The sequence below is a fragment of the Rhodoligotrophos sp. CJ14 genome (assembly GCF_038811545.1).
GTDB classification, from domain to species: Bacteria; Pseudomonadota; Alphaproteobacteria; order Rhizobiales; family Im1; genus Rhodoligotrophos; species Rhodoligotrophos ferricapiens.
This window is the reverse complement of record NZ_CP133319.1, coordinates 164595-179741: the sequence shown is the minus strand read 5'-3', so window position 1 is coordinate 179741 and position 15147 is coordinate 164595. Positions and strand designations below refer to the sequence as shown.

13 protein-coding genes and 1 tRNA gene are annotated in these 15147 nt (G+C 60.6%); 5 read left to right on the top strand and 9 right to left on the bottom strand.

Annotated features, from left to right (window positions below):
- Positions 1-15 precede the first annotated feature (15 nt).
- A tRNA-Glu gene (locus RCF49_RS00890) sits at positions 16-90 on the top strand.
- Positions 91-557: 467 nt separating this feature from the next.
- Here the strand turns inward: RCF49_RS00890 and RCF49_RS00885 are convergent.
- Both RCF49_RS00885 and RCF49_RS00880 read right to left on the bottom strand, forming a co-directional pair.
- Positions 558-866 (bottom strand): hypothetical protein, encoded by a 309-nt coding sequence (locus tag RCF49_RS00885; RefSeq protein ID WP_342642168.1) that lies wholly within the window; start codon positions 864-866, stop codon positions 558-560.
- 1153 nt (positions 867-2019) lie between these two features.
- A complete protein-coding gene (locus RCF49_RS00880) occupies positions 2020-4128 on the bottom strand; it encodes a putative bifunctional diguanylate cyclase/phosphodiesterase (protein ID WP_342642167.1) in 2109 nt (702 codons plus the stop codon).
- A gap of 165 nt (positions 4129-4293) precedes the next feature.
- Between RCF49_RS00880 and RCF49_RS00875 the strand changes: the two genes are divergently transcribed.
- Together RCF49_RS00875 and RCF49_RS00870 are read left to right on the top strand one after the other, a co-directional pair.
- Positions 4294-4710 carry a hypothetical protein gene (locus RCF49_RS00875; protein ID WP_342642166.1) on the top strand — a complete coding sequence of 139 codons (417 nt, stop codon included), beginning with the start codon at positions 4294-4296 and terminating at the stop codon, positions 4708-4710.
- 128 nt (positions 4711-4838) lie between these two features.
- The gene (locus tag RCF49_RS00870) at positions 4839-5210 is read left to right on the top strand and encodes a hypothetical protein (protein WP_342642165.1); all 372 of its coding nucleotides are present in this window, start codon (positions 4839-4841) and stop codon (positions 5208-5210) included.
- A 27-nt stretch (positions 5211-5237) separates the two neighbouring features.
- Here the strand turns inward: RCF49_RS00870 and RCF49_RS00865 are convergent, their stop codons facing one another.
- The 3 genes from RCF49_RS00865 to RCF49_RS00855 all read right to left on the bottom strand — a co-directional run bounded on the left by RCF49_RS00865 (position 5238) and on the right by RCF49_RS00855 (position 9055).
- On the bottom strand, positions 5238-6335 hold the full coding sequence (locus tag RCF49_RS00865; RefSeq protein WP_342642164.1) for an AI-2E family transporter: 1098 nt from the start codon (positions 6333-6335) through the stop codon (positions 5238-5240).
- A 174-nt stretch (positions 6336-6509) separates the two neighbouring features.
- Positions 6510-6989, bottom strand: coding sequence for a COG4315 family predicted lipoprotein (locus tag RCF49_RS00860; RefSeq protein ID WP_342642163.1), 480 nt, complete (start codon positions 6987-6989; stop codon positions 6510-6512).
- 125 nt (positions 6990-7114) lie between these two features.
- A complete protein-coding gene (locus RCF49_RS00855) occupies positions 7115-9055 on the bottom strand; it encodes a hybrid sensor histidine kinase/response regulator (RefSeq protein WP_342642162.1) in 1941 nt (646 codons plus the stop codon).
- 353 nt (positions 9056-9408) lie between these two features.
- Between RCF49_RS00855 and RCF49_RS00850 the strand changes: the two genes are divergently transcribed.
- Both RCF49_RS00850 and RCF49_RS00845 read left to right on the top strand, forming a co-directional pair.
- On the top strand, positions 9409-9708 hold the full coding sequence (locus RCF49_RS00850) for a hypothetical protein (protein ID WP_342642161.1): 300 nt from the start codon (positions 9409-9411) through the stop codon (positions 9706-9708).
- Positions 9709-9967: 259 nt separating this feature from the next.
- Positions 9968-11440 carry a phospholipase D-like domain-containing protein gene (locus RCF49_RS00845; protein WP_342642160.1) on the top strand — a complete coding sequence of 491 codons (1473 nt, stop codon included), beginning with the start codon at positions 9968-9970 and terminating at the stop codon, positions 11438-11440.
- 20 nt (positions 11441-11460) lie between these two features.
- On the opposite strand, the gene RCF49_RS00840 is transcribed toward RCF49_RS00845, so the two are convergent.
- The 4 genes from RCF49_RS00840 to RCF49_RS00825 all read right to left on the bottom strand — a co-directional run bounded on the left by RCF49_RS00840 (position 11461) and on the right by RCF49_RS00825 (position 15062).
- Positions 11461-12444, bottom strand: a complete 984-nt coding sequence (locus tag RCF49_RS00840) for a lysylphosphatidylglycerol synthase domain-containing protein (RefSeq protein ID WP_342642159.1) — start codon at positions 12442-12444, stop codon at positions 11461-11463.
- Positions 12445-12531: 87 nt separating this feature from the next.
- Positions 12532-13269: an endonuclease/exonuclease/phosphatase family protein gene (locus RCF49_RS00835; protein ID WP_342642158.1), complete on the bottom strand. Its 738-nt coding sequence runs from the start codon at positions 13267-13269 to the stop codon at positions 12532-12534.
- A 30-nt stretch (positions 13270-13299) separates the two neighbouring features.
- Entirely contained in the window at positions 13300-13776 is a 477-nt protein-coding gene (locus RCF49_RS00830; RefSeq protein WP_342642157.1) for a DUF2269 family protein, read from the bottom strand.
- Positions 13776-15062, bottom strand: coding sequence for an SDR family oxidoreductase (locus tag RCF49_RS00825; protein ID WP_342642156.1), 1287 nt, complete (start codon positions 15060-15062; stop codon positions 13776-13778). The genes RCF49_RS00830 and RCF49_RS00825 overlap by 1 nt, the downstream gene beginning before the upstream one ends.
- Between the last annotated feature and the right edge of the window lie 85 nt (positions 15063-15147).

Genomic DNA, 15147 nt, shown 5'->3' with positions numbered 1-15147 from the left:
AGACGGCCGTCGCCTGGACCCTTCGTCTATCGGTTAGGACGTCAGATTTTCAATCTGAAAAGACGGGTTCGACTCCCGTAGGGTCCGCCAGGCTTCTTTGGGCGGGTTTGCCACCTCTTTAACTCCCGGTTTGCCACTTTTGTTCAGCTGCCGTTCTGGGCGCGCTTCAGGTTCAGGATGATCGCGCCGGGTGATGGAACGGATGGTCGACATCATCCGGCCCCATGAGCTTGCGCCTTTCGAGTGGGGCAAGTCCGAGTGCTGGTGCCTCGCCATGGATGGCTTCATGGGATCACTGGCCTTGTGCCATTCTGGGCGAAGAAGAGAAGCAATTACGGGCCCGCGGTGAATGCATGCCGATCGGGCCCGGCGGCCCGAGTCACCACCGTCTGGATGCGGGTGCATTACGAAACTGCAGGCTTCAACCGTCTGAGCACCCGGCATGCGGGGACATGGAAGACCCCGCTGCCTTCGCCCGTCATGCCGACATCTGAAAGCCGGTCAACAGGGGTCTGAGTCCGCCAGGCAGGCGCTTGGGTTAAGCTGCTCCATGAAAGCTAAGCGATGGTCATCGAGTCAGTGGCCAGATTGGCGGTGTTGCCATCCGAGTGCTGGTTTGCATGGTTGTCGATGGCCATTTCTGTAGAGGGCTGGCCCGCATCGGCCATTTTCGGCTTAACATTGTACTGGTCGCAATACTTATCGATTGTCCCATCAGCAAATAGGCTTTGAAGGATGCTCGCCTTAATCGATGGAAGCTCTCTGCTAAAGCGCGCAGGGGCTATTTTCTCGTATTCCTCCACATAGTGAAGCTTGCAGTTGATCGCCGGGTGGCCGTTCGAGGGATCAAACGTAAACTCGACCATTTCAAATCACCTTCAGTGTCTTACAGCGCACATTGATTGCCGCTGCGCATGTGTCAGATTATTCGCGCGAGAGGCGTCCGTTTGACTAAACCGGGTCAAGACTTGGTTGCAGCCGAATTGGCGGTTCGGCCATTTGCTTCCCCGCCCGCTCGGTTGGTGTTCGTATTTAGGCGTTAGATTGTGGTGATATCTCTTTCGTGCGCCTCATGGGCGTCCTTGCAGCTACTGCTCAGCGGCCAGCTGCCCGAAACTGACTGCTTAAGCAGCCGAGCATCACCAAAATGAGGTTGGATATGGGAGAACGGGGGGCTGGGGCCGGCGAGGCGAGGAAGTTGTCGTCTCGCGTGTCGTAACGGATTGTGGCGGCTCTGAAGTGTGTGAACTCTGAAGTTTGTGAACTTGTTGAAGAAACGCTCGACAGCGTTGCGCTGGCGCCAGACCCGGGCGCTTACGGCGAGGGTTTTGACCTGTTGGGTATGACGGACATGGCCCACACTCCGGGTCCGCTCATTTGCTTTCGGGCGAGGACCTCATGGCTTCCAGCTGGCCGGGCTCCGCATCATCCTGGCAGGCGTCCACGCCTACACGGCGCCCCCGCGCCGTTCAGCGCAACGAGGCGAGCTGTCGCGCTGAGGTGCTGCCAGCACCAGATGTTTATCGATGTAACCAGTCGCTATGGCCAGAGCCGTGTAAACCGCCACCACTTCCGTGGTGCGCGTTCGAAAAGTAATCATAACTGGAGCTATGATTGCTGAACGTTGGGAAGTTTGATGTTGATGACTTTTCGGTGTTCATCGTCATTGGGTTAGAATATTGAGTGACTTGGGTGGTCGAATGGTGGGCGAATGAGCCGGATTGATCAGATTTAAGGTAATTAAAAAATTGGTTTCCAGCTCTCATATATAATTCCTTGCCAAGCTCGGTTGCAAATCTGCGGAACATCTTCATATCCTCAAAGTAAAAATTACAACGATGAACATGGATGGGGATTGTGTCCTAAATCTGTCTATGGAGAATTTGTAATACTGAGGCTATGGGCGAGGGTAGAGCAGATTTGGCTGGGGAGACTTGAGTGGCCAAAAAACTACCAGCAGTTGAACTTCCGGCGCGAGTTCAACCCTGGACGGATCGTTTGACCGGTGGCATTCCGTCCTCAGCCGACCGCAACTTGGCTGCTCTGCCAGAGCAGAGTTGCCATCTGATCGGCGGACATGGGCTTGCTGATGAAATAGCCCTGGGCCTCATGGCAGCCATGGCGCATCAGCCAGTCCAATTGCCGCGCGGTCTCCACGCCCTCTGCCGAGACATTGAGCCCCAAAGAGCCGGCAAGACCAATGATGGCCGCCACGATCGCCTCGGACTGGCTGACAGAGCCGATATCGGCGATGAAGGACCGGTCGATCTTGAGCTTCTGAAATGGAAAGTTGCGGAGATAGCTGAGGGATGAAAATCCCGTTCCGAAATCATCGAGCGCGAATTGCACACCGAGATCCTTGATGCGGCTCAGCATGTTGAGATTGTGTTCGGTATGGTGCAGCAGAACCGTTTCGGTGATCTCCAGATGAAGCCGAACCGGCCCCAGCCCCGAGGCTGACAAAGCGCTCGTGATGGCCGCGGGCAAATCCCGGTTCTTGAATTGCACCGGCGAGAGATTGACCGAAACGCCCACATTGTCCGGCCAGTTCTGCGCATCCATACAGGCCTGCGCCAGAACCCATTGGCCGAAGCTCTCAATCAAGCCCGTCTCCTCGGCCAGAGGAATGAATTCCGCAGGCGGGATGATGCCCCGCACCGGATGGTGCCAGCGCACGAGCGCCTCGCAGGTGGTGATGCGTCCCGACCTGATATCGACCAGCGGCTGATATTCCAGCACGAGCTCGCCGCTCTTGACCGCATTGTGCAGATCCTGCTTCAGCGCCTGCCGCTGCCGCAGCTCCTCCTGCATGCCCGGTTCATAGATGCGATAGGCCCCTCCTCCCTCAGCCTTGGCGCGGTAGAGGGCGATATCGGCGTTCTTGAGGAGATCATCGGGCGATGGGCCGCTGTCGGATGCCATGGCGATGCCGATACTGGCGCCGACCCTGAGCATATGGGCATCGATCTCGAAGGGGTCATCGAGACAGGAGATGAGCCGCATGGCAAGATCCGTCGGTGCGAGACCGCTCCGATTGGGGGAATGGATGAGCGCGAATTCGTCCCCACCCAGCCGGGCGAAGAGGCCGGCATCCTGCGCGACATTGCGCAGACGGTAGGCAATGGCCTTGAGCAAGGCATCGCCCACGGGGTGGCCAAGGCTATCGTTGACCTCCTTGAAGGCGTCGAGGTCGAGCAGCAGCACGGCCAGTTCGCCGCCCTCCGCGCGCGAGCGCAGCTCGGACAGGCATTCGTTGAATTTCAAACGATTGGCAAGCCCTGTGAGGGCATCGTGATGAGCAAGATGGGCGATTTCATCCCGCGCTCGCTTAGCCTCGGTGATATCGTGGAAGAAGATGGACAAGCCGTCGGGCGAGGGATAGGCGTGGACCTCGAGCCAGATGCCGGCTGACGGCACAAAGCCTTCAAACTCGACCGGTGTCTTGGTGGCAAGCGCCTTCTTGTAGTTGTGATAGAACTCGTTGATGAGGCCCTCGGGATAGGCCTCCCAGAGATTGACACCTACGGCAAGCTTGCCTCCGCCGCCAACTAACGCATTGGCGCGCCGGTTCATATAGGTCACCCGCCATTCTCGGTCGACCACGACCACGCAATCGGTCGTGCTCTCGAGCACGGCGCCGAGATGTGAATAGGCGATCTGGGCTTCCGTGCCCATCCGCGGCTTTTCCTGCCGCAAGCGGTTGATCAATACGAGGCGCAGGCGGGTTGAAGTATCGCCCAGCTTGAAGTCCCACCAACGGGAATGGCCTTTCTGTGTCTCGCACTGGCCGCAGAAATTCGTCGCGCCGGGAATAACCGTCGAACGATCCTCCTGCCGAAACAGTGGCGAGGCGTTCCAGGCATCACCCGAAGTCGACTTGATCTCGGCGATCTCTTCGGCGGGATCGCAGGATCCACTGGAGAAGAGAATCTCTCCGTCGGCGTTCAAAAGAATGATGCAGTCCGCGGCGGCTCCCGGAGATGATGGATAGGCCGCAGCGAGAGCCGGCCCCACGTCCTCCTCACGACAGGAGGCCGGGGACGGCCGGCCGGCCCTTTCGGTCAGTGCGGTTTCATGGGTGTCGCCGCCTTTGACCGGAAACGGGAAGATGTCGGATTGGACGCTCATAGACAGACCCCTCCCCGCGCCCTGAAGCTTTCGCTCTTCTCCACTAAGCGAAACGGTTCCAAAGCTTTTGCCGGGCGCATTTTCTTCCTGCGAACCGATATCCACTTCGCTCGAGATGTTTTCGTGGCTCCGTGCGGACTTTCCTTGAGGTGCATTCACACAGGCATGGGTTCCAAGATGATCTGGCCGGGAATAACGCCTCTGTCCTCGATCGGTGCCAAAGTTTTTTCTCATGCTGAGGAAATCGCCCGCGTCTCAGCTCGATATTCCACAACAACATGGCACAAACCGCCAAATCTCTGGGGCTTTCAAAACCGGGCAGCCGAAGAACATTTTAGTCCGAGTTTAAGCAGTTCTTGTCCGCTCATCCTGGTTCTGGTTAACGAAAGCTTGATGGTGCGCACCCGCTCAGACCAGGACGGAGCTTGCACACCCGCTTCGGCAAACATTGCTTGTCGCCCCAAGATGCGAATCGAGAGCGATGAGGGCAACATTCGCAAGCAAAATTTCGACAATCCAGAAATAAAGCTGTTCGACAAAAAAGAACCCTTGGATTCTCAGCTGGTTAACACCGCCTCTTAATAAAGCATTGTTCATCTGCCCCTAACTTGCCCCACAATGAACATGAAATAGGCTAAGCAAAACCAGCATTTCCCCCCATTGGGGCGCTGTAATGCCATTAACGAGAACTCCGGTAGAAGGACATTCCTATGCGCATGCTCACAATTCTCGCGGTGGGAGCCGCGCTCAGCTTTGCCACGGCGGCGAGTGCGCAGCAGGCTGGGCAACCTCCCGCGGCAGCACCGAATGCTCCTTCGGCGCAGAGCCCATCCGAAGCCCCAACTGTGCGCACCGTGACCATTGTTGACATCACCGAGCTGCCACAAGAGACGCAAACTCAGGTCAATGAGATGGTCGCACAGCAGGATGAGGCCAATCTTCAGCAGCTGCGCAGCTCGATCGATGCCAATAATGAGCTGAAGTCTGCCCTCAGCGCCCGTGGCCTGACCTCGGCCCATGTGATCGTCGCCAATCTCACATCAGACGGTAATCTGATCCTGGTGACGAAAAAGCCGAGCTAATCCCAAAGGCCGCAAGCGCGCTGGGTTCTAATCCTTCGAATTCCCGCCATCTTCGCCGGGAATTTTGACGCGTTCCTCCAAGGTGTCGCGCAGGTAGAGTTGCTTTATCATGACGAAGCAGACGACCGTGAGCGGCGTTGCCAGGAGCACCCCAAGCGGGCCAAACAGCACGCCGAAGGCCAGCAGCGCGAACAGAGTGAGTGCCGGCGGGAGATCAACCGCCCGCCGTTGCACCAGCGGCAGGATCACGTTGCTCTCAACCTGCTGAATGACGATGTAGAGCACGATCACCCAAAGTGGTGTGAACCCTCCTTCCGGCAGGGCGAGCAGAACTGCCGGTATGACGCTCAAGATCGGGCCGACCACCGGCACGAATTCCAACAGCCCGGCGAGCATGCCGAGCGCCAGCGCCGATGGGACGCCAATCACATAGAGACCGGCCGTTGTCAGCACGGCAACGAGCGCCATCGAGACGAGCTGGCCGAGAAGCCAGAGCTGCAGGGCATGACCGGCATTCCCCGCCGCCTCACTTACCTCCTCCCTCACATTCGGTGGAAACAAGAGCAGGCAGCCCCGCCGGTAGAAGTCTGGCCGGGCAGCGAAATAGACCGCAGCCACCACCACGAGCAGCAGATTGGCAATCACCCCCAGCACGCCAGTCGTATAGCCTGCGATGCTCCTCACCACATTGTTGCCTTCGGCGAAGGATCGGAGCTGATCGGAAAGCTTCGTATCGAGATTGCTGATGCCGATCTGATCGCCGAGATAGCTGATCTGGCGCGGCAATTGATCAGTCAGGTTGGACAGCTGGCCCGAGACTTGCGCCCCCAGGAGGACTGCGAACCCGGCTGTGAGCGCAAGGATCAAGAGGCAGGTCAGGAACAGCGACCAAGTCTTGAGAATTGGCGCGGCCCGCTCGATCAAATCGGCAAGGCTGCGCAAGATGGTCGCCACAACCACCGCGCCAAAGAACAGCATGATCACGGTGGTGAGCCGCCACAGGATAAGTCCGAGGACCACGAGGCCGCCGACCACCAGTGCCGCTCGCACCAGGTTGGAGGTTGGAAGGAGCGCCCCGCCCTGCCCTGCGGCCGCATCGCGTTTCAGACTGCCGTCTCGGCGCATCCAGGGCTCAAGCCTTTGTGATTCCGTGCGGGACGGCCGCCTTGGAGGGCTGCTTGCCTACCGCAGCTCCGTCGCCACCCTGCTAAACAGGCGCGGAGCAAAAGAGTTTCCGGCGGCCGGGGGATGAGACCGGTGCACTCAGGGCTGGCGCTTCCCAGCCTGCGGGCGGCTGCCCTACTGTTTCGGGATCGACTTCATCGGCTCACCGGAGGGGGATAGCAGATACCAGAGCCCGCCAAACTCATTGACGCCTTGTCCGCCGACATAGCCAACCTTCTGATCACGCAGATAATAGTAGACGGGCCAGCCACCGAAGGTGAGCTGGGTTGAGCCATCCGGCCGCTGGACAGTTCCGATCAGCTTGTCATCCATGCCAGTCTCGGTGCGAACCGGTTGCGTCGTGATGACAGGCGGCCAGACCTCCGCACAAGCATCGTTACAGCGCGAGACAGCCGGCATATTGCCGGTCGCCTGCTGATCGGCAGTGAACATATAGAGCGACCGGTTTGCTGCATCTGCCAGATGCGGGCCATAACGGTCGACGTTGTTGATTGCCAGTACGACATGTCGCGTCTGCTGCAGAGTCTGGGCGGCAACGGAAGAGGCCGTCAGCCCAAGGAGACCGGACAGGGCCAATTGGATCAGTGCTCTCATCAGTCGCTGCTCTCCCGAGGTGCTGTTTGCCGGATGGATCCATCCGTCCCGGGTTGGCAACCGCTCGCGCCCGCCATCGTTCCCAGAATGCAGGCGAGCCGCTAAATCAGCGCTGCCCCAAGCAATCAAGCCGGCTCGATCACTTCGGCGATGATTTCCGCGAGCTCTTCCTGACGGAACGGCTTTGTGAGCATGCGCACCTCCGAGGTGACGTTCGCGGGCAGCTCGGCATAGCCCGTTGCCAGGATAACAGGCAGGTCAGGCCATTGTGCGCGTATGGCCTCAGCGAGCTGCAAACCGGTCATTTGCGGCATGGCCTGGTCGGATATGACGAGATCGATGGTGCGCTTCTCGCGCAGAATCTCCAAAGCCTCCTGACCGGAGCCTGCCTCGATGACGGCGTGACCAAGGTCCTCCAGCATCGCGCCAGTGCTCATCAGCACCAAATTGTCATCATCGACGACCAGGATGGTTCGGGGTCCGGTTCTGACAAGCGCGGGCTCTTCTTCCACCACGGCCGGGCTCGGCCGCGTTTCCCGGGAAGTGACCGCGACGGGCAGCCAAAGCTCTGCGGTCGTGCCCTGGCCCAGCCTGCTCTTGAGCATCAAGCCGCCTCCGGATTGCTCGGCCAAGCCCTGCACCATCGAGAGCCCCAGCCCTGTTCCCTTGCCGACGCCCTTGGTGGTGAAGAACGGGTCGACCGCACGGGCGAGCGTCGCGGCATCCATCCCTTGACCTTCATCACTGACGGACAAGCAGACATAGCGTCCGGGCTTGAGGTTCAATGCGCTTGTTACAACCTTCTCTTCACGACCGGCGATGATGACCTGGCCACCCTGCGGCATCGCGTCCCGCGCATTCACGACCAGATTGAGCAACGCGGTTTCGAGCTGATTGGGGTCGCTGCGGATGAGGGGCAGGTTCAATGAGAAGCGCGTCTCGATGCGGATCGAAGGGCCGATCGACCGTTCCAGAAGCTCGGTCATGCCCTGCACCAATTCCGGGAGGCTCACAGCCGTCGGATTGAGTGTCTGCCGGCGCGCGAAGGCCAGCATGCGCTGGGTGAGTGAGACGCCGCGCTGCGCGCCCTGCACAGCATTGTCCAGCAGACGAGTGATCGCGGGATCATCCGGCAGACGTTTGCGCAGAAGGGAGAGGCTGACCAAGACAGCCATGAGCAGGTTGTTGAAGTCATGAGCCACGCCGCCGGTCAATTGGCCAATGGCTTCCATCTTCTGTGATTGGAACAGCGCTTCGCGTGCCTCCTCCAGCGCGGCTTCCGCCTTCTTGCGCTCGGTAACATCGCGGGTGACCTTGGCAAAGCCAACGTGATGGCCCGTGTCATCATAGATGGGGTCGATCACCACATGGGCCCAAAAGCGCGTGCCGTCCTTGCGCAGGCGCAGCGCTTCCTTCTCGAAGCGCCCCTCCCTCAGGGCCGTGCTCAATGCCTGCTCGGGCGCGCCATTGGCGCGGTCTTCTGGGGTGTAAAAGCGCGAGAAATGCTGCCCCAGAATTTCGTCGCGGGTATATCCCTTGATGCGCTGAGCACCCTGGTTCCAACTGCTCACCATGCCCTCGGGATCGAGCATGAAGATCGCATAATCGGTCACACTCTGAACCAGCAGACTGAGCTGCTGCTCGGTCCGCTTCAGCGCCTCCTGAGCGAGTTTGCGCTCGGTGAGGTCGCGCGTGATCTTGGCAAACCCAAGCAGCGTACCGTCGGAATGGCGGATGGGGTCGATCACCGCATGGGCCCAGAAGCGGGTGCCATCCTTGCGCACACGCCAGCCTTCGCTCTCGAAGCGGCCCTCGCGAATGGCCGTCGCGAGACCATGCTCCGGGAGCCCGCGGCGCCGGTCCTCTTCAGTATAGAACCGTGAAAAATGGTGGCCGACGATTTCCGAGGTCTGATAGCCCTTGAAGCGCTGGGCGCCGCTGTTCCAGCTGGTCACGATGCCGTTGGGATCGAGCATGTAGATGGCGTAGTCGGTAATCGAGTCGATGAGCAGCCTGTATCGACCTTCTTCGGAGAAGGACGCTTCAACCTTATCGGCCCGCTTCATTGACCCTCTCTTTCCGCCGCAACGCCCTTCTTCCGGCGCAACGCCCGTCTATACCGCCGACCTTCGAACGTTCGAGTCGCCAGACCCGTTCCGCACATGGTCCAGGGTCTCTGGTCTTGGTGCCGCTGCCGCCGGGAAATCGTCCAAATGGATGATATGCGCAAAGTCGTTGCTAAGAAGTCTCACCTTCCCAGCTCAGAATTGCGGAACGGGAAATGCCCTTATGACATTCTGGTAACACCGAGCCCTTCATACTGGCTCGGGTCGGCGTTGGCCAGCATTGCCTCACCGGCGATGAGCCTAACGCCTAAGCCGCTCACTATACGGTGTAGCTGCGTGCCGGGAGGTACGAGATGAACACAGAAAAGCTTGTTGCGGAAATCGCGCACGAGATATCCGCCGAGTTTGAACAGAAGATCGCCGAGAATGGCGGCCGCGGGATCAATCCCGCCGATATTGCTCGCTGCATTCTCTTGCGCCTCGATGCGCTTGATCTCTGTGTGATGCCCAAAGAGGCGTCGGTCGACATGGTGATTGCCAATCTGGCAACGGCCGACAGCCCCTGGGACTCCGTTCCCGTGGTGGAGGACAAGTATCGCGCGATGGTTCGGGCTGGCGCCATTTCACTCCTTCCTTTGCCGCAGCGCATCTAACCTGTGGTCTCGACGGGTTGTCGGGCAAGATCCGCATCCAACGCCAGTGGGTGGGGCCAGCGATACTGGCCCTGCATTCTCGCGCCGGCAGCCCTTACCCACGGAACTCAAATCCTCCTCTAAGCCTTATTCCGGCAGCTCAACTTACGTGTTTGGGCGGTGTTTTCTTGGCAATCCCGCGCAGGAATGATGGAGCTCGATGGTGTTGAGGGTGCTTCGCCCAAGAGAGGAAATCTCTGGGAGACCGCAAAGGAATGCGATGCCACCTGATCAGGTGGCAGGATCAATCATACGACCAGGGGACAATTGCTGGTGCATCGCACAAGCCCGCCGGGCATCCGTTCTGGTGGATGGCGCCCAGTATTTCGGCCGGCTTGAGCAGGCCCTCAGAGGCGCACGCCACAGCATAACCATTCTCGGGTGGGATTTCGATGGGCGCATTCGCCTAAGCGCTGATCAGAGCCCGGAGGTATCGCCTCCCCTTGGACAGCTGCTGCGGCAACTGGTTGAACGCAATCCCGCGCTCGAGGTGCGGATCCTGGTGTGGAGCATGGCGGTACTGCATGCGCCGGGAGCGCCCGGTCCGCTGATGTTTGGTGCGGATTGGCAGGAGCATCCGCGCATTCACATGAAGCTCGATACGCATCATCCGATCTATGCCGCCCATCATCAGAAGATCGTCTGCATTGATGATCAGCTCGCCTTTGTCGGGGGCATGGATCTGACGGTGCGCCGGTGGGATGATCAACGACACCTCGCCGTCAGTCCGGTAAGGCTAGGCCCGGAGGGCAACCATTACCGGCCGGTGCACGACATTCAGATGCTGGTCGATGGAGAGGCGGCGCGCAAGCTCTGCGAGCTTGCACATGATCGCTGGCTGGCGGCAACCGGGGCTGCACGGCCTGCCTGCCCCAGCGTCTCGGATGCTGATCTCTGGCCGGAGGGGCTTGCCGCCGATTTCACCGATGTCCCCATCGCCATTGCGCGCACGATGCCCGAGATGTCCGATCAAATGGGGGTCGAGGAGGCCGAGCGGCTCACCCTGGACGCACTGCGCGCGGCAAAACATTCGATCTATATCGAGGCGCAATATTTAACTGCCCGATCGGTCGGCCGGGTGCTCTGCGAGCAGCTCGAGCGCCCCGACGGTCCGCAGATCCTCGCGCTCATCACCTATGAATCGCGCGGCCTCATCGAGCGGTTCGTCATGGCGAATAACCGCGATCGCCTGATCCGCCATCTGGTCGATGCGGATCACTATGGGCGCTTCGGAGCCTATTACCCCGTGGTGCCCAATGGGGATCAGGACGAACCCGTCCACATCCACTCGAAGCTTCTCATCGTCGATGATCGCTTCCTGCGGATAGGTTCCTCCAATTTCAACAATCGCTCTGCGGGCCTTGATACGGAATGCGATCTCGCGATCGAAGCGACCGATCCCGCTATGCGGGAGGGCATCCGCCGCATCCGCAACGGATTGCTTGCGGAACATCTCGGCACATCGGAAGCGGAGATCGCAGCGGTGGCGGACGAGGTCGGCCTGCTTCATGGAATCGAGCGCATCAATCGAGGCCGGCGGGGCATCCGGCCCTTCGCGGCGATGACCGACAACGGGCCGAAGGGAGAGCTATTCGGTACGGCACTGCTCGACCCGAAGCGGCCCTATCGCCTGCTACGCTTTCTGCGGCCACGTCAAAATCCAAGACTGCACGGACGCCGCCTTCATCGGTGAGCGAGGGATGCAGCCTTCGTTCACCGACGCGAGGGGCGCAGCACGAGCTCGCTCACCAGGAAGGTGATGAGCCCGAGTGCAAGAGGTCCCAGGAAATAGACGCAGCGGAACAGCAGCAGCGGGCCGATCAGGCTCTGGCCAGGAACGAGGAACAGCACGACGCTTTCGATGACCCCGAGCCCGCCGGGAACATGGGTGATCATGGTCGCCGTATTGGCGAGAACATAGGCGGAGGCCGTCTGCAAATAGGCGACATCGGCCACCGCCGCGAGCACCTGATGAAGGCAGGCCGCAACGAGGGCGAAGTTGATCGTGCCGATCACCACCTGCCCCACCGCCAACCGCAATGAAGGCATGCTCAGGGTCCAGCCGCGAATCTCAAGCGGTGTGCGGAGCCTCGCGGCCAGGGCGAGATAAAGCGCAGTCAAGCCCAGCAAACCTATGCCTGCAGTGATCACCACGCCTTTCGACAGGCCTGTCATTTCAACCGCGAGATCATTGCGCAGGATGAGGGCAATGCCGCCGAGCACGATGAGACCGAGAGCAACCGTTGCCCCGCAGAACAGCACGAGCTTTGCAACGTCCCCTGCTCCAAGCCCCCAGCGCGAATAGAAGCGATAGCGGATCGCGCCGCTGCTCAAGCCGGCAAAGCCTATGGAATGCCCTAGGGAAAGGCTGGTGAAGGAGGACAGAGCTGCCTGCCAATAGGGCAGCGGGCGGCCGACATAGCGCAGGGCGAGGTAGTCGAAGCCCGTGAGGCAAGCATAGCTCGCCGCGGCAAAGCCCGCAGCCAGGAGCAGACGCTCGCGCGGCACAAGCCGGACCGATGCGATGATATCTGACAGGCTATACTGGCCGAGCGTGCGCCATAGCAGGATCGCTGCAAGGCAGGTCGCGATGATGCCGATCCAGGTTGCCCAGGATTTCTTTTTCCGCTTTGCCGGCTGACGCTTTTCGCTTGCGCCCACGGCAGGGCGGGAGGTGACCTGGTCGAGTGTGTTCATAGGCTCCGTTGCGGGTTGGAGGTGAGACGCGTGCCTGCACAACGCGCCGCCCCGAGCCCGCGATCCCAATTTATCGATGTTATCGATTCACGCGTTTGTGGGTCCGATTTCGAAGTCCACCGCGAGAGGGAGATGATCGGAGGCGACGCGGGCGACGGGTGTGCGGATCGTATCGGCCCGGATAATTCGCACATCGCCCCGCGTGAATATGTGATCGATCCTCCGCAGGGGAAGTCCGCTCGGGAAGGTCCGACGCGACCGGCCCGGCAGCTCCCGCTGGGCGTCGCGCAAATTCTGCGCCAGCTTGCGGTAGATCGGCGAGCGGGACGCGGTGTTGAGATCACCCACCAGGAAGACGGGCCCGATGCAGTCGGGACTTCCCAGCCAATCCTCTCCCAGCAATGCCTCAACCTGTACCAGCCGCTCGCGCCAGCCCAGACCGAGATGGGTATTGATCAGATGTATCTCTTCGGCGCCGATCCGAACCCGCGCCCACATGGCGCCGCGCGGTTCGCCGAGGAAGCGTCTTTTGCCCGGCAGCGCTCCCACTTTGACCAGCGTCGCAGGCTCCGCTGTCAGGATTGCGTTGCCATATTGCTCATCCATCACCTGGAGGGTCGCGTGAAATAGCATCTGCATGCTGAGCGCGTCCGCAACCGCCTGCGCCTGGTCGATGAGCCCCGTCCTCTGCCTGAGCACATCGAGCTCCTGAAGGCAGACGATGTCCGGTTCCGCCGCCGCGATCACCTCGGCGATCCGCTCCGGCGAGACGACGCCGTCAAGGCCCAGGCAGCGGCGAACGTTGTAAGTGATGAGGCGGGGCAAAGCTCTTAGCCTCCAGCGCACATAGGCGTTTCACCACCCTTCGATCAGCGGTCGCGTGATCATCAGCCAAAAAATGCCGAGAACCGCGAAAAAGGCCGGAAAACCGAAGACGAACCAGGTCTTGAACAGCCGGTGATAGCGGGCTGGCAGGGCCGTGCCGTTCATGGCGGCAGTGGTTGCAAGATTGCGCATCTCCATCTGCATCCAGACGACCGGCAGCCAGAAGAGCCCGGTGACAATGTAGAGAATGATGGAGAGGACGATCCAGCCCTCGGTCAGCGAATAGCCGGTATTCCAGGCGAGCAGCACGCCCGTGACCGGCTGGGCTATGACCGCCGTCGCGGTGAAGAGGAAATCGGCGATCACCACGATGCGGGCCACGCCGGCGACGATGGCGGCATTATCGGTTCGGTGGGCGAGCAGCATGAAGAATGCGATGCCCGCGCCGGTGCCCAGCAAGACGGATGCACCGATGACATGGAGATATTTCAGGATGAAATAGAGCATCAGCGTTCATCCAGAATCGCCAGCCCGACCATGTGCAGCACCAGTATAGGCCAGATCTTCATGAGAGGTCCCAGAGGCTCGGCCCAGAGTTCGGGTAAGAGAATGGTGCCTGCCACCGCATAAAACAGCGACAAGCCAATCGCTGCATAGAGCCCGAGGCGGGCGTAGGGGCGATAGGCGATAGCGCCGCCTACGAGAATATCGGCGATCGCACCGGCAATCACGGAGGGGCCGGCCAGAATTCCGGCACCCGCACGCCGCATGAGATCGGCGCCGATCTCATAGCCGACGGTGAGCGAAATCACGCCCGTACCGATCCAGAACAGGCTCGCCACCACGAAAAGAAGCGCCTTGAGGAAATAGAGCTTGGCGAACCAGCGCTCCTGTACTGAGGCAGGGGTCTCCCGAAGCGCTGCAGCAAGGCCCTGCGGTGCAATGCCTGTCGTGCTCGTCCAGGCATCGGATGAGCCTATAGCGCCCCGCAGGACCTCCTTCTGGGCTGTGCTGCGCATGGGCGGGCGCCAGCCAAGCTTTGCCGCCTGATCGCCGAGCCAATAGAGCATGGAGCCCACCGCATCTGGCAGGCGCCAGACACGCGCCAGGGGCCAGCCGAGCCAGCGGCGGTAGAGCGCCACGATCTGCGCCATGGTCAGCCTCTCGGGGCCAACCAGCTCGAGCACGATGCGCGCGGGCGCTTCAGGCCCAATGAGGCGCGCAACGGTCTCTGTGACTTGATCAAGCTGGACGACCTGCAATTCGCCGGTGCCCCCCATCATGGGCACGACGGGAAGGCCCGCAAGCCCCCGGAACAGTGCGCTTGCCCCAAAGACAGGCTGCCCCAGCACCACCGATGGTCGCAGGATCACCCAGTCGAGATCGAGGGCCATCAGGGCCTCATCGCCCCGCAATTTGCTTTCCGAGAAAGGCGAAACCGTCCCCCGGTCCACCCCGATTGCGGAGAAATGGATCAGGCGGCGAATGCCATACTGGGCGCATGCCTTGAACAGGGCCTCGGCGCCGGTCGCATGAACGGTAACGTCCTCACGCGGGCTGTCCTGCAGCACGCCGACACAGTTCACGACCGCATCGATGCCGGCCAGATGGCCCCTCCAGTCCTCGGTCGTCACCGCCCGGGCCATGTCAACAACGCTCACACGGGAGATCGCCATCGAGAGCGGCGCGTTAGGGTTGCGAACGGCCGCGATAATCTCGTGACCATCGGCCGCGAGCCGCGCGCAGACCGCCCCGCCGATCAGCCCCGAGGCCCCTGTCACTAACACCTTCATCCAGCAGCCCCTTCTCCCATCCGGATCAGAATTCCACCAAGGCGTTCCTCATTTGGCAGGCTTCCAGCTAACCATCACCGAGCGG

Bases quoted from the DNA above. Each gene is read 5' to 3' on its own strand.
- RCF49_RS00885 (WP_342642168.1), bottom strand. From the start codon at position 866: ATGGTCGAGTTTACGTTTGATCCCTCGAACGGCCACCCGGCGATCAAC.
- RCF49_RS00880 (WP_342642167.1), bottom strand. From the start codon at position 4,128: ATGAGCGTCCAATCCGACATCTTCCCGTTTCCGGTCAAAGGCGGCGAC.
- RCF49_RS00875 (WP_342642166.1), top strand. From the start codon at position 4,294: ATGGGTTCCAAGATGATCTGGCCGGGAATAACGCCTCTGTCCTCGATC.
- RCF49_RS00870 (WP_342642165.1), top strand. From the start codon at position 4,839: ATGCGCATGCTCACAATTCTCGCGGTGGGAGCCGCGCTCAGCTTTGCC.
- RCF49_RS00865 (WP_342642164.1), bottom strand. From the start codon at position 6,335: ATGCGCCGAGACGGCAGTCTGAAACGCGATGCGGCCGCAGGGCAGGGC.
- RCF49_RS00860 (WP_342642163.1), bottom strand. From the start codon at position 6,989: ATGAGAGCACTGATCCAATTGGCCCTGTCCGGTCTCCTTGGGCTGACG.
- RCF49_RS00855 (WP_342642162.1), bottom strand. From the start codon at position 9,055: ATGAAGCGGGCCGATAAGGTTGAAGCGTCCTTCTCCGAAGAAGGTCGA.
- RCF49_RS00850 (WP_342642161.1), top strand. From the start codon at position 9,409: ATGAACACAGAAAAGCTTGTTGCGGAAATCGCGCACGAGATATCCGCC.
- RCF49_RS00845 (WP_342642160.1), top strand. From the start codon at position 9,968: ATGCCACCTGATCAGGTGGCAGGATCAATCATACGACCAGGGGACAAT.
- RCF49_RS00840 (WP_342642159.1), bottom strand. From the start codon at position 12,444: ATGAACACACTCGACCAGGTCACCTCCCGCCCTGCCGTGGGCGCAAGC.
- RCF49_RS00830 (WP_342642157.1), bottom strand. From the start codon at position 13,776: ATGCTCTATTTCATCCTGAAATATCTCCATGTCATCGGTGCATCCGTC.
- RCF49_RS00825 (WP_342642156.1), bottom strand. From the start codon at position 15,062: ATGAAGGTGTTAGTGACAGGGGCCTCGGGGCTGATCGGCGGGGCGGTC.